Source organism: Micromonospora humidisoli, from assembly GCF_016900955.1.
Classification (GTDB): Bacteria; Actinomycetota; Actinomycetes; order Mycobacteriales; family Micromonosporaceae; genus Micromonospora; species Micromonospora wenchangensis.
In genome coordinates, this window is record NZ_JAFEUO010000004.1 from 66,146 (window position 1) to 80,028 (window position 13,883).

General features: G+C 75.7%; 9 protein-coding genes, 1 tRNA gene and 1 pseudogene. 7 read left to right on the forward strand and 4 right to left on the reverse strand.

Going from position 1 to position 13,883, the window contains the following annotated elements; all coding sequences use genetic code 11:
- Positions 1-23: 23 nt before the first annotated feature.
- The 3 genes from JQN84_RS15155 to JQN84_RS15165 all read right to left on the reverse strand — a co-directional run bounded on the left by JQN84_RS15155 (position 24) and on the right by JQN84_RS15165 (position 2,599).
- Positions 24-365, reverse strand: coding sequence for a YciI family protein (locus JQN84_RS15155; protein ID WP_204959044.1), 342 nt, complete (start codon positions 363-365; stop codon positions 24-26).
- Between the two features lie 250 nt (positions 366-615).
- Positions 616-1,980: a glycoside hydrolase family 6 protein gene (locus JQN84_RS15160; protein WP_204959045.1), complete on the reverse strand. Its 1,365-nt coding sequence runs from the start codon at positions 1,978-1,980 to the stop codon at positions 616-618.
- 298 nt (positions 1,981-2,278) lie between these two features.
- On the reverse strand, positions 2,279-2,599 hold the full coding sequence (locus JQN84_RS15165; protein ID WP_204959046.1) for a hypothetical protein: 321 nt from the start codon (positions 2,597-2,599) through the stop codon (positions 2,279-2,281).
- 385 nt (positions 2,600-2,984) lie between these two features.
- Here JQN84_RS15165 and JQN84_RS15170 point away from each other — a divergent pair, with 385 nt between their 5' ends.
- Positions 2,985-3,278 (forward strand): hypothetical protein, encoded by a 294-nt coding sequence (locus JQN84_RS15170; protein ID WP_239485502.1) that lies wholly within the window; start codon positions 2,985-2,987, stop codon positions 3,276-3,278.
- Here JQN84_RS15170 and JQN84_RS15175 read toward each other — a convergent pair.
- Positions 3,260-3,343, reverse strand: a tRNA-Leu gene (locus JQN84_RS15175). The genes JQN84_RS15170 and JQN84_RS15175 overlap by 19 nt on opposite strands.
- A 209-nt stretch (positions 3,344-3,552) precedes the next feature.
- Between JQN84_RS15175 and JQN84_RS32660 the strand changes: the two are divergent.
- From JQN84_RS32660 to JQN84_RS15205, 6 genes and pseudogenes are all read left to right on the forward strand, one after another.
- Positions 3,553-4,170 (forward strand): annotated as a pseudogene (locus JQN84_RS32660) (tetratricopeptide repeat protein); the annotation flags it as partial.
- Positions 4,171-5,916: 1,746 nt separating this feature from the next.
- Positions 5,917-6,405, forward strand: coding sequence for a fibronectin type III domain-containing protein (locus JQN84_RS15185; RefSeq protein WP_204959687.1), 489 nt, complete (start codon positions 5,917-5,919; stop codon positions 6,403-6,405).
- A gap of 223 nt (positions 6,406-6,628) precedes the next feature.
- Complete coding sequence (locus tag JQN84_RS15190) at positions 6,629-9,253, forward strand: fibronectin type III domain-containing protein (protein WP_204959047.1); 2,625 nt, start codon at positions 6,629-6,631, stop codon at positions 9,251-9,253.
- A gap of 35 nt (positions 9,254-9,288) precedes the next feature.
- Positions 9,289-10,287 carry an AAA family ATPase gene (locus JQN84_RS15195; RefSeq protein WP_204959048.1) on the forward strand — a complete coding sequence of 333 codons (999 nt, stop codon included), beginning with the start codon at positions 9,289-9,291 and terminating at the stop codon, positions 10,285-10,287.
- A gap of 11 nt (positions 10,288-10,298) precedes the next feature.
- Entirely contained in the window at positions 10,299-11,483 is a 1,185-nt protein-coding gene (locus JQN84_RS15200) for a DUF58 domain-containing protein (protein WP_204959049.1), read from the forward strand.
- Entirely contained in the window at positions 11,477-13,789 is a 2,313-nt protein-coding gene (locus JQN84_RS15205) for a transglutaminase TgpA family protein (protein ID WP_204959050.1), read from the forward strand. Before JQN84_RS15200 ends, JQN84_RS15205 begins: the two co-directional genes overlap by 7 nt.
- Positions 13,790-13,883 lie beyond the last annotated feature (94 nt).

Here is a 13,883-nt window from a genome sequence, read left to right on the forward strand (position 1 = left end):
TGCTGTCGCGCGGGGCTGCGCCGTCACTCCGGCAGCAACGGCCGCACCTCGATCGTGCCGAAGGCCGCCACCGGATGCTTGGCCGCCACCTCGATCGCCTCGTCGAGGTTGGCGCAGTCGATGATGTCGTATCCGGCGATCTGCTCCTTCGCCTCGGCGAACGGCCCGTCGGCGAGGAGCACCTCGCCGCCGCGTACCCGAACGGCGGTCGCGTCGCTGACCGGCCGCAGGCGGTTGCCCTGCACCCGGACGTTACGGTCGTTCATCTCCCGCACCCAGACGTCGATGGCCGCCATCGTCGCCCGGTCCTCCTCCTCGGTGAAGGCGACGGACTCGTCCTCACAGATCAGCATCATGTACCTCATGGTCGTTCCTCCAGTCGTGATCGTGCCACCACCACGGCCTCGGCCGGGGCCGGTGACCGGTCCCGGTCGGCCCTCTCCTGCATACGACGAACGGGATACCCGGTGATGGACACACCCGCCCGTACTTTTCCGCACCGGGCCTGCCCGCCGGCCACCCAACCCACGGAAACGACCGTGCCCGCCACGTCGTTACCGGACGTGACGGGCGCGGTCGGCGGTGTGTCGCGGGCGGCCCGGACCTGGGCCGGGCTCAGTGCGTCAGCGGCGGGTCGGCCCGCCGGGCCACCTCCAGGGCGGAGACGCCGAACCACTGCCCGAAGGGCGGGTCCACCACGCCCCACAGCGGGTCGAAGCGGCGTTGCTGCTCCGGCGTCACCCGCCACGGGTTGTACCGGCTGAAGTCCCAGGCCCGCGCGCCACCGGCGATGTCGCAGGTCCCGTCGGACGTGCCGGGAGGCTTCACCCACAGGTACGCGTCCAGCAGCGGCACGCCGGTGTTCGCGGTCGGGCGCAGGCCGAGGCCCCGACCGGGTGGGTTGCACCAGTTCCCCTCGGCCAGCGCGTCGACCACGGCGGGCGGCTGGTGGTAGGGCGCACCGGCGTACTCGCCCATCATGTTGGGGCCGTTGCCGTTGCGGCTGGTGTCGATGACGAACCTCGTCGTCGGCACCGCCCGGCCGAGGTTCTCGGCGTACCACTTGTCGGTCAGCACCCAGGTGCTGAAGTCGGTGTGGTCGGCGGGGCTGTACTGGCTGCCGCAGCGGTCGTAACGGCCCAGTCGCCAGCCGCCGTCGTCCGGGTTGTTCGCGAACGCCACACACTGCGAGATCCAGGTGCCGTATTTGCGTTCGTGTTCGGTGGGTTGGAAGTTCTCCGAGTTGAGGAAGAAGCCCTGCGTCCGCTGGACGCCGGCCTTCACCAGGCGGTACGCGCTCTCGTCCACGCCCAGCCAGTCGCTGTGCGTGCCGTCGAGGTAGAGGCTGACGTGGGGTTGGCGGGTCAGCCGGTCCACCGCGCCGGTGAGCGCGGCGAAGTGCTCGGCGGAGGAGGCGCCCGGCGGCGGGTTCCCGGCGGCGTCCGTCGGCCGGCACCACTCCTGCTCGCCCCACAGGTCGGTGTGGAAGGGGATGATGCCGAGGCTGTCCGGCTCCAGCAGGACGACGGCACGTCGACCGCCGATGCCGGCGGCGAAGGCGTCGATCCACGCCAAGTACTCGGCGGTGTTCCGGGCGCCGCCCGCGGCGTACTGGACGCAGTCCCGGAAGGGGATGTTGTAGGCGACCAGCACCGGGACGCTGTTCTGCCGGGCCGCCGCCGTCACGGTCTGCCGCACCTTCGACCGCACCTGCGCGGGGGTGCCACCGGTGAACCAGACCGCCTGCGGGGTGGTGACCATCCGCGTCAACAGCAGGGCGTCCCGTCCGTGGCCGGACCGGGCCAGGTCGGCGATCTGGCTGATCGCGGCCGGCGGGGGCGGCGGCGTGTAGAACCGGGTCGTCGAGGGCAGCGACGCCGGCCGGGCCTGGGCGGCGGGGGCGGCGGCCCCCACCGACAGGACGACAGCCACGGCCGCGACGACGGCGGGCAGGCCGCGGCGGAGCGCGGAACGGACCATGGTCTCTCCTGAGGTTGCAGATGGTCGACACGCAGGACCGCTCCCGGAACGGCTGCGGCACCGTGGCGCACGACGACGACCGGTCCGGCCATCGACCGCCGCCCCTGGATGCGTCTTCACCTTCCCACGGCCGGTGACGCCCTACCGTCTCCTGCCGTGCGAGAAGCCGGGCGGGCGCGACGGACCCAGGGTCGCATGCCGCTGCTGGGCGCGAACGGTCTCGTCGATGGTCATCTCGACGGCGATCGGCGTGACGGATCAATGCGGGTAGGACATAGGCGGCCCTGATCCGCGACCGTCAACGGCGACCGGAGCCGGTGGCCGAAGGCGCCCGCCAGCCCGCGGGATCGGCCGGATCGGACGGCGCGGCGTCGCAGATGACGTACTGGCGTGGGGTGATGGCTGTGGGGTGGTCGGCGAGGATGGCCATGCAGCGGGCGTGCGCCTGTTCCGGCGTACGGACGGTAGCGGTGGCGGTGAGGTGAGCGACCAGCGGGCGGCCGCCGACCTCGGCGAAGACGTGTGCCACGGCGGGCGCGACCGCCGCCTCCACGAGGCGTTGCACGTCGGCCACGTCGACCCAGCAGGAGTCGGCCAGAATCCGGTCCGGCATGCCCATGATGGACTCCAGCCCGATGACTTCAGGCGTCCGGGCACGAGGCTGTTGAACAAGGGATCGTAGTTGATGCGCAGGCCGCGTTCGTGCTCGACCAGTTCGTCCACGGCGGATCGCTTGGCCGCGTCGTACCTGGCGTGGCGGTTGGCCTCCATCACTGCAGCCCAGGTGTGGCCTACCAGCTCGTCGAAGTCCCTGTCGCCGACCTCGACGGTGGCGAGCGTGCTCTGGACCAGGGAGCCGACATAGCCCGTCAGGTGGTGTTCGAATCGGTTGTTCGACAGGATCGGCAGCACCAGATCCCGACGGTTGGCACGGTGGGCGACCACGGCGCAGACCGCTGCCCAGCACGGACGCCGGAGGCGACCCCGCCACCGTCGCCGCTTGGATGGCCGAGGTCAACGCCCAACGCGCCGCCGCCCTCGCCCAACGCGACACAGCAGCGGCAGCCCAACCACCCGCTCCCCACCGCCTCACCGAGGACAACATCCGACACCTCGTCGGCAGCTTCGACGACATCCGCAACACCCTGCGAGACGCCGACAGCAGGGACAAGAGCACCGTCTACCGGGAGCTACGACTCGCCCTCACCTACAACCCCGGTGAAAACAAAATCAGCGTCGAGGCTACGCCTGACGCTGATTACTGTGGGGTAACTGTACGTGTCCGAGGGGGGACTTGAACCCCCACGCCCTATACGGGCACTAGCACCTCAAGCTAGCGCGTCTGCCATTCCGCCACCCGGACTTGCCCGTCCAGCCTACCGTGTCGGCGCCGGCGGCTCTCACCCCGGTCAGCCGCCCTGGTGGGCCGCACGGGGCATTACTGTACACGGCCCGTATGGATCATGCACATCGCCGCCCGACCCGCCGACGGGAGCCGGATCGTCGCAGGTCAGGACGCGGCTGGAGCGGGCGGGTAGCGTCCGGCCCCGCTCAGACGGCAGCATTGCTTGCGTGTCCGTACCCTCACCCCTCGCCGCAGTCCAGCGCCGGGCCCTCGCCCTGCGTTCCGCCGGTGACCTGTCGGCGGCCTGCCGGCTGCTCGCTGACACGCTCGCTTCGGCCCGTCCCGCGTACGGTGAGGACCACCCGGAGATCATGGGCACCGCGCACCTGCTCGCGAGGTTGCACCGGGAGGCCGACGATCCGGCAGCCGCCCGGCGGGTGCTGGAGGAGGCGTACGCGGCCGGCGAGCGGCGGTGGAACCCGGCCGATCCGCTGATGCTGGCCCTGGCCTTCGACCTGGCCGGGGTCGCCGAGGAACTGGGCAACCGGCACGAGGCCCGCCGCAACTACACCCGGGTGGCCACCGCCGGGCCCGCCGCGCTCGGCGAGCAGCATCCCGCCGTACGCGCCGCCCGTCAGTACCTCGGGATCCCCGACGGCCAGCCACCCTCCCCGTCCTCCGCTGCCGCGCCTGCGCCCTCGCCGCCGACTGCCCAGTCGGCCCCTCCCGGCCACGCCCCGCCGGCCCCGCACCAGGAGCACCGGCCCCTCCCGACGCCCCGGCCCGGGTCGGCACCGCCGTCGCTCCACCCGGTCTCCGCGCCTCCCAGCCCGGCCGCACCGGGCCCACCGACCCCGGCCGGCCACCCGCCGGCGTCGAGCCAGCCGGTACGCCCGCCGGCACCACGACCGGGCCCCGCACCGGCCGACCCGGCTCCGGACGCCGAACCCCGGGTGCCACTGCCCCGGCAGATGTACGGCGTCCAGCCCACCAACCGGTCCGGCGTACCCCGGCCCCGTCCGGCCTCCGCCGCACCACGGTCCGGGCCGCCGGCGTCACCGCCCGGCCCGCCCACCGCCGCTGCACCGGCACCGGACGCCGCCCCGGAGGCAGCGCCGGCGCAGCGGTACCCGGCGTCACCCGCCCCGGTCTCCGGTGGCGCACCACCCACCTCGCCCTGGGCGCCGCCGCACCTGCAGCACCCCTCCGCCGTGTCGCCGGGCGCGACGGGCGATGCCGTCCCGCCGGGAGAACCCGACCGGTCGGCTGCTCCCCCGGCCGCACCGCACCCCGGAGCGTCGACCGGGGGGCCGTCCGGTCCACCGGCCCAGCACGGGCGTCCGGTCCCGATCCCTACCGTGCCCACCGCCAGCCCCGCCCAGCCGGGCGGGCCATCGGACGGCACGCCCATCCGGCACGGGCAGCCGACCGCCCTTCCGCCCGCGCCGGGTGAGCCCGGTCCGGTCCATCCCCTGCCCACCGCCACCCCGCCCGCCCCGACCGGCGACGGGGCCGCACCGGGTCCTGCACCCGCCGATGCGCCGACTCCCGCACCGCCGGCAGCGCCCGCTCCGGCGGCGCTTCCCGCCGTCCCGCCCGTGCCGGGGCCGGCTGCGACCCCACCCGCGCCGGGCTGGGACCGGCCGACGGTACGGGTCCAGCAGATCGGCCCCCTGCTGGAGGAGGACCAGCACCCCGGCCCCACCCGAACCCCGGCGGCGACCCCACCCGGCGGTACGGCACCCGCAGCGTCATCCGCCGACGCGGTACCCGGGGCGACGTCCGGCGATACCGCCGCCGAGCCGGCACCCACCGCAGCACCTCGCGGTACGGCCGACCCGGTTCCCGCCACAGCGTCCGGGGACACCGCCGCTCCCGCGTCCACCGTCGAATCCGCTCCGCCGCCCACCCTGGCCGCACCCGCCGATCTCCCGACGGCCTCCACACCGTCGCAGCCGCACCCCGCACCACCGGCACCCGCAGCCACCAGAGATGTCGACCTGCGGACCGGGCATCCGGCGGTGACCACTGCACCGCTCGACACTCCACCCGGCGGGGACGCCGGGGGCACGCCCGTCCCGGCATGGACCACCGGCCCCGCCGGGACGGTCGACGACGCGGGCGGGGACGACGAGGCTCCCGCCGACGACCCGACATGGGACGACGTCGCACCAGGTCGGTCGATCATCATGCCGCTGGTACCGATGACCGAGCCGCCGGTAGCTACCGAACAGACCACGGGTCCGCCGCCGTACCCGGGACGGACCGCCGGATCACCGCCGGTGGTGGCGCAGTCCTCCGGATGGCCATCGACCGCGGGGCGGACCCCGGGATGGCCGTCGGATTCGGGGCAGGCCGCCGGGTCCCCGCCGGATGCCGGGCGCCCGCCGGCACCGGGAACGGACGTCGGATCGTCGGCACCGGCACCGGACAGCACGCACGAGTTCAGGGCACCCACCGCCGCCCACGCGCCCGCGCCGTGGGCGACCACGGCGTCCGCGCCACAGGCAGTGGTGGAGCCCGGACCGCCCCCCGGGGCAGCCGGCCCGGGGGGCGGGGAGCGTGGCACCGACCGGGGCGTACCGCCGGCGGTGGAGAGGGCGGGATATCCGGAGCTTGCGCCGTCGTACCCGGCGCAGGACGGGCGGGCGCGCCGCCGGGGCCGGACGGTGGCCGTGGTGGCGGGGGTGGTCCTGGTGCTGGTCGCCGGGGGCACGGTCGGCGCGCTGGCCCTGGGCCGGGACGCGGACGGGCCGCAGCGGTCGACCGGCACCGCCCCCCGGCAAACGGCCGGTCCGCCCCCGGCCGACCTGAGGTTGCGGGACGACGAGGCCACCATCACGGTCACCTGGTCCGACCCGAGCGGCGGCTCGGTGCCGTTCATGGTCGCGGGTGGACGCACGGGTCGGGCCCTCGGGGTGATGGCGACCGTCGACCCGGGACAGACGAGTTTCACGGTCAACGGGCTGAACGCCGAGGTGGACTACTGCTTCACCGTGTTGGCGGTCTACTCGACGGACTCGTTCGCCACCTCCGGCCAGGTCTGCACCGACCGGGTCCGGCCGTCGCCGAGCAGCTGAGCACGACGGCCGGCCAGGGGCGGCCGGGCGGGGAGGCTGACCGAGTGCTCCGGCCTGCGCCGCGACGGCAGGACACCCCACCGAACCGGCACGCTGGGTGTCCGAAGCGGAACGGTCCGGGTTTCCTCGTCCCGGATCGACCCCTATGATGTGCCACGGTTCAGGCGAGGGCGTCCGGCACCCGGCACGCCGTCTGAGGCCACCGGACGGAGGTCGACCCGCTGTGGCCAGCATCGACGATGCCGCGAGCGCCGGGAGTGGCGCGTCCCGCCGACGGTCCCGGTGGCGGGGTGGGCTGGTCACGGTCGGCACGGTGACCGCGCTGGTGGCGGCCCTGGGCCTCACCCTGCTGGGTCGGGGCGCCGCGGAGGAGGCGTTGGCCAGCTTCGACGCCAGCAGTTGGCTGTGGAGCAGCACGCGGGGCGAGTTGGCCCGGGTCAACGGGATCACCGCCAGGGTGGACACCCGCAAGGAGGTTCCCGGGGCCCGGCAGCATCCGGTGCAGGTCACCCAGACCGACCGGCTGCTCATCCTGCGTGATCTGGAGACCGGCCAGGTGAGCGCGCTGGACCTGGCCACCCTCCAGATCACCGCGACCACCCCCACCACGCCCGGTCTCGGGGTCAACGTGGTGCTGCACGACGACGCGGCCTTCGTGGTGGACGCGGTGCGCGGGGTGGTGCGTCAGCTCGATCCCCGTTCGCTGGTGCCGGTGGGTGACCCGGTGCTGTTTCCGCCGGGCATCACGGCCGGCGCGTTCGACGGTCGGGGCCGGTTGTGGATCGCGGTGCCGTCGGAGGGCACGGTCGCGGCGGTCACCGCCGCCGCGCTGCCGTCCGGGCCGGCGTCGGGGGCGGCGGACGACCGGGGGCCTCGGCGGGTCGAGACGCATCCGGTGGCCGAGCCGAGTCACGAGTTGACAGTGTCCACCCTGGACGACGGGGTGGCGGTGCTGGACCGCACCACCGGCACGCTGGTGACCGTCCGGGGCGGACAGACCCGGCGTACGGTGCTGGAGGCCGCCGCGGGTGGCGCGGTGCCGGCGCGGACCAGCGGCCCGGTGGTGCCGGTGACGATCGGTGGGGAACGGCGGGTGCTCGCCGTCGGTGACGGCCGGGTGGTCACCCGGTTCGTCGTGCCGGGCAGCGGCGACCGGGTCGGGCCGGCCGTGGCCTGGGCGGGCCGGTTCTACTGCGCCGACGGGGTCACCGGCACGGTCTACGCGTTCGACGGGGCCGGGCAGCTGGTGGAGACGATCCGGCCGGGCCGCACGAGAGGCCCGCTGGAGCTGGAGGTGCGGGAGAACCACCTGTTCATCAACGCCCCGGGTGCGGCCACCGCGCGGGTGGTCGACGACGCGCACCGGGTACGCACCGTCGACAAGTACGCCAACGACGTGCTGGGCGGGGACCCGCCGCCCGACCCGCCCCCGCCGCCTCCGCCGCCGAAGCCCCGGATGGGTAAGCCCGGCGCGCCGGGTCAGGTCACCGCCACCGCCGGGGACGCGCGGGCCCGGGTCGCCTGGCGACCCGCCGCCGCGAACGGCTCGGCCGTGCTGCGGTACGTGGTGCAGGGTGCCGGGCGTCGGCACGAGGTGGGGGCGAACCAGCGGTCGCTGGAGGTCACCGGGCTGACCAACGGGTCGACGTACACGTTCACGGTGTACGCGGTGAACGGCAGGGGCGACGGCCCGGCCCGGCGCAGCAACCCGGTGACGCCGACCTCGGCGGTGCCGGCCCCACCGGCCGGGGTCAGCGCGCAGGCCCGCCCCGACGGCACCGTGCTGGTGCGCTGGCCGGCGGCCGACGGTCAGGGCAACCGGATCGCCAGGTACGCGGTGACCGCCACCTCGGCCGGCGCGAACGCCCCGGTCGGCGAGTCGCGTCGCACCGAACTGGTGGTGCCGGCCGGTGAGCTGACCTACGGCACCCAGTACGCGTTCACGGTGATCGCGGTCAGCGACCGGGGGGCCGCCTCGGTGGCCTCCCCGCTCAGTGAGCCGGTGGTGCCGTTCGCCGCCCCCGGGCAGCCGGTGGACCTGCGGGCGGCGACGGTGGCCGACCGGGCGGGCACGGTCGCGGTGCAGTGGTCGGCGGCGGCGGCGAACGGCCGCCCGGTGAGCCGCTACCAGGTGGACGTGGGCGGGCGGACCAGCGAGGTGACCGGCACCGACACGACCGTCACCGGGCTGGGCGACGGGCAGAACGTGCTGGTGCGGGTGCGGGCGGTCAACGAGGCCGGGCCGGGGCCGCAGGCGAGCGTCACCGCCCGGACGGTGGCGGCGCCCCGGGTGACGGTGACCGGGTCGTCGGCGGACGCGACGTCGGTGACGGTGACGTTCACCGTGGACGCCGGGGGCGGGGAGTCGACCTGCACCGCCGCCACCGGCGGGAAGAGCGCCACGGGCAGCTGCGCCAGCCTGCGGGTGACCGGCCTGACCCCGGGCACCGCCTACACGGTGACGGTGACGGCCGCCAACGCCGCCGGTCGGGGCACCGCCACCCGGGCGCAGGGCACCGACCCGCTGTACGGGGTGGCGACCTGCGTCAACGGCCCGGACGGCGATCAGCGCACCTACTGCGACCGCGATGTGGACGGTCGCAACGGCAACGAGGTCTTCTCGGTGCCCCGGCAGGACAACGACAAACAGGTCGGTTGGGCGAAGCCGGGCACCCGGCTGCGGGCGTACTGTCGGCGGCAGGGCGAGAACGTCGACTCCTGGATCTACAACGGTCAGAAGCAGTCCACCTGGTGGGTGCGCGTCGACTACGAGGGGCGCAACTACATCCCCTGGGCCTGGCTCAACCTGGCCAGCGGTGACGACATCGCCGTGCTGCCCACCTGTTGACCAGCGCCGCCGCAGTCGAGGAGCGTCCCGCCGTCGTGAACGACACCCCCGCACCGCTGAGCCAGCCGGAGGTCCAGGGTTTCGCCGCGTTGGCCGCCCGGCTGGCCGGGAACGTCAACGCGGTCGTGCTGGGCAAGCCGGAGGTGGTGCGGTTGGCGTTTACCGCCCTGTTCGCCCAGGGGCACGTGCTGCTGGAGGACGTGCCGGGGGTGGGCAAGACCACCTTGGCGCGGGCGGTGGCGGCGACCGTGCAGGGCCAGTGGCGGCGCATCCAGTTCACCCCGGACCTGCTGCCCTCCGACGTCTCCGGAGTGACGATCTTCAACCAGGCCAGCCGGGGGTTCGAGTTCCATCCGGGGCCGGTGTTCGCCAACATCGTCATCGCCGACGAGATCAACCGGGCCTCGCCGAAGACCCAGTCGGCGCTGCTGGAGGTGATGGAGGAGCGCACGGTCACGGTGGACGGGGTCCGGCATCCGGTGCCGCAGCCGTTCCTGGTGGTCGCCACCCAGAACCCGGTGGAGATGGACGGCACCTACCGGCTGCCCGAGGCGCAGCTGGACCGGTTCCTGGTGAAGCTGTCGGTGGGCTATCCGGACGAGGCGGTCGAGGTGGAGGTGCTGCGCGGGGCGACGGTCCGCTCCCCCGACTCGCTGCAACCGGTCACCGACACGGCCACCGTCGGGGAGATGGTCCGGATGGCCCGCCGGGTACACATCGCCGAACCCCTCTACGGGTACGCCGTCCGGCTGGCCGCGGCCACCCGGTCGCATCCGCAGGTACGGGTGGGGGTCAGCCCGCGTGGGGTGATCGCGTTGACCCGGGCGGCGTGCGCGTACGCGCTGATCGACGGCCGGGGCTGGATCATGCCGGAGGACCTGAAGGCGCTCGTCGAACCGGTCTTCGCCCACCGGCTGCTGCTCACCGCCGACGCGCAGGTGCGCGGGGTGACCGCCGCCGACGTGCTGCGGCAGGCGGTGGCGTCGGTGCCGGTGCCGCTGCCGTCGGGCCAGTCGACCCCGACGCACGGCTGACCGGGCCGGGCGTGGGGCTCACCGCCCGGGGCACCGGGCTGCTCGTCGCCGCGACCGCGTTGCTCGGCGCGGGGTTGCGGTTCGCGTACCCGGAGCTTGCCGTGCTGGGGGCGGCGGGCGCGGTGGCGGTCGGGCAGGCGGTGCTGGCGGCGGCCCGCACGCCCCGGCTGGTGGTGTCCCGCACGGCCGACCCGGACCGGGTGGCGGTGGGCGAGCCGGCCCGGATGACGTTGACCGTCCGCAACGCCGGGCGGCTGCGGGTGGGCGGCCTGCTGGCCGAGGACCGGTGCGCGGGCCGGGCGGTGCCGGTACCGGTGCTGCGGCTGCGCCCCGGCCGGGACACCGACGTCGGGTACGACGTGCCGACCCGTCGGCGTGGGGTGCTGCCGGTGGGGCCGTTGCGGGTGACCCGCCGCGACCCGCTGGGCCTGTACGCCGCGACCCGCGCGTACGGGCCGACGGCGGTGGTCCGGGTGCATCCCCGGGTGCACCCGTTGACGGCGGTGCCGACCGGGGCGGGACGCAGCCTGGACGGGCGGACCGACGGGGTGCCGCACGGGTCGATCACCTTCGACTCGCTGCGGGAGTACGTGGTCGGTGACGAGTTGCGTCGGGTGCACTGGCGCACCAGCGCCCGGGTGGGTGAGCTGATGGTGCGGGAGAACGTGGACACCAGCCTGCCCCGGATCGTGGTGCTGCTGGACAACCGGGCCGCCGCCCACCCGGACCGGTCCGCCGGGGTGGCCGCGTCGTTCGAGGCGGCCTGCGAGGCGGCGGCGTCGCTGGTGGTGGCCGCGTTCCGGCAGGACCTGCCGGTGGTGCTGCTGCTGGTCTGTCCGGCCGACGACGCGACGGCCGACCCGCCGCTGGACCGGCTCGCCGCGGTGACCCTGACCGACCTGCCGGGCCGGCGGCCCGACGGCGCGACGACGGGTGACCGCGACGGTGCGGCGCTGGACGCGACGTTGACCCGGCTGCGCGCCGACCGGCCCGGTGACACGCTGGTCTTCCTCACCGGCCCCGGTGGCCGCGACGACGTCGGCCGGGTGGGCGCGCTGCGCGGGGCGTACCCGTCGGTGGTGGTGGGGGTGTTGGGGGCGGCCGGGCCGACGCCGGGCGCGGCCGGGCCGGTGGTGCTCGACGCGGTCGACGGCGCGGCGTTCGCCGCCGCGTGGGACGCGACCGGCCGATGGTGACGGTGACCGACCGGCTCGACGCCGCCCGACCGGACCCGACGCGGGAGGCTCGCCCGGCCGGCGGTGCGCCGGGCCGGACCGTCGTCCGGCTGCTGCGGGCGGCCGTCGTGCCGGCGACGCTCGTCGCCGCCATCGCCCTGGCCGGCGTGGCGCTCGACCGGGTGTACGCAGGTGACCTGCTGACCCGGCTGGTGACCGGCGCGGCCCTGGCGGCGGTGCTGGTCAGCGTGGCCACCCGCCGGTTGCCGTCCTGGCAGGTCGCGCCGCTGTCGGTGGCGGCGATGCTCGGCGCGACGGCCTGGTCGGTGCGGCTCGCCGCCGCCCACGCCGACCTGCCCGGCGGTTTCCTCGACGTGACCGCCGACGCCGCCGCCAACGCGGTGCCCCGGCTGCTCACCGCGATGATCCCGGTCGAACCGGCCCCGGACACGGTGCTGGTGCCGGTGGTCGCCGCCTGGTTGGCCGGGTTGGCCGGTGCCGAGGTCGCGCTGCGGGCCGGCCGGGTGCTGCTCGGTTTCCTGCCGGCCACCGCGCTGTACGCCGGGGCCGTCTACGTCGTCGGCCCGAACGCCCCACCGGCGGTCGGGCCGTCGGTGGCCCTCGCCGGGCTGGTCGCGCTCGCCCTGGCCGCCGGCCGCACGCCGGGCGGCGACCCGGTCGCCGGGCTGCCGCCTGCCGTACGCGGCCCGGCGCGGGTCCGGGCGACGGTGGTCTCCGCCGCCGGGGTGGCGGTGGTGGTCGGGTCGGCCGCGCTGCTCGGGCCGGCCCTCGCCGGGCGGATCGACGACCGGCCGGTCGACCCGCGCCGCTACGTGCCGCCGCCCCGGGTGGAGTCGCTGGACGAGAACCCGCTGATCCGGATCTCGGGCTGGGCGTTGGAGCCGCAGCAGGAACTGCTGGACGTGTCGACCCGGGCCCCGGGTGACGGGCCGACCACGATCCGGCTGGCCGTGCTCAGCGACTACGACGGGGTGACCTGGCGGGTCGGCGCGAATTACCGCACCGCAGGTCGGGTCCTACCCGGCGGTGACCCGGTGGCGTCGGACACCGTCCGGCAGGAGATCACCGTGGCCGGGTTGACCGGCCGGCTGCTGCCCGCGGTGGCCACCCCCCGCACGGTCGACGGGGCCCGGGTGGCGTACGACCCGCAGAGCGGCACGTTGATCCGGCCGGAGGGGCTGACCCGGGGGTTGACGTACACGGTCACCTCGGCGCGGGAACGGCCGGACGTGAACCTGCTCGCCACCGCCGACGTACCGGCCGGGGCGCAGGTGGCCCGGGTGCTGCGGGTACCCGACGGGACGCCGGAACGGTTGCGCCGGCTCGCCACCCACCTGGCCGAGGAGAACGGTGCCCCGTACGCGCGGGCGGCGGCGGTGGAGCAGTTCCTCGCCGAGCACTACCGGCTGGTGGCGGACGCGCCGAGCGGGCACGCGTACCCGAATCTGGAGTTCTTCCTGTTCGGGCCGCGTGGTGGCGGCGGTCAGCGGGGCACCTCGGAGCAGTTCGCCGCCGCCTTCGCGGTGCTGGGCCGGTTGACCGGCCTGCCGACCCGGGTGGTGGTGGGGTTCACCGCCCGGGGCGACGGGCCGGTGCGGGCCGCCGACGCGTACGCCTGGCCGGAGGTGCTCTTCGCCGGGGTGGGGTGGGTGCCGTTCGACCCCCGGCCCCGCCCGGACACCACGCCCCGCCCGGTGGAGGACGACTTCCGCCCGGCCCCACCGAGCCCACCGCCGTCGGAGGTGCCCGAACCGACCGGCACCCCGCCGGCCACCCCACCGGCGGCGGCCGGGCCGGCCCGGAGCACCGGGGAACGCGACGGGCCGACGCCGCTGCTGCTGGGGTCCGCCGCCGGCGGGTTGCTGCTGGCCGGGCTGGTCCTCACCGGGCTGGTCGGGTGCCGCCGGGCGCAGACCCGGGCCCGGTTGGGCCGGGGCGACCCGGGGGCCCGGGTGGGCGGCGCGTGGCGGCACACCACCGACGCGCTGCGGCTGTCGGGACGACCGGTCGGCGGGGACCTGTCCGCCACCGAGGTCGCCGAACGGGCCCGCCGCGCCCTCGCCGAGGACACCGGCCGGGCCCGGGGCACCGGCACCGGTGACCCCGGTGCGGACCCGGTGGGGTTGGCGGAATTGGCCGGGCTGCTCAACCAGGCGGCCTTCGCGCCGGGCACGCTGACCGACGCCCAGGCCGACCGGGCCCGGGACGTCGCCGTGGGGTACGCGGCGGCGCTGCGGGCGGCCCGGCCCCGCTGGCGGCGGCTGCTCTGGTCGGCACATCCCGGCCCCCTGCGCTGGCCCCGCTGACCCGGCCCCGGCCCCGGCCCCCAGCACCGGAACCGGAACCGGAGCCGGCGCACGGTGGGGCCCGCCGGACCGGACACGGCGGCGGGCCGGGAGC

Excerpts from the sequence above, each read along its gene's own strand:
- JQN84_RS15165 (WP_204959046.1), bottom strand. The coding sequence starts at position 2,599 with ATGGGCATGCCGGACCGGATTCTGGCCGACTCCTGCTGGGTCGACGTG.
- JQN84_RS15155 (WP_204959044.1), bottom strand. The coding sequence starts at position 365 with ATGAGGTACATGATGCTGATCTGTGAGGACGAGTCCGTCGCCTTCACC.
- JQN84_RS15205 (WP_204959050.1), top strand. The coding sequence starts at position 11,477 with ATGGTGACGGTGACCGACCGGCTCGACGCCGCCCGACCGGACCCGACG.
- JQN84_RS15170 (WP_239485502.1), top strand. The coding sequence starts at position 2,985 with ATGGCCGAGGTCAACGCCCAACGCGCCGCCGCCCTCGCCCAACGCGAC.
- JQN84_RS15160 (WP_204959045.1), bottom strand. The coding sequence starts at position 1,980 with ATGGTCCGTTCCGCGCTCCGCCGCGGCCTGCCCGCCGTCGTCGCGGCC.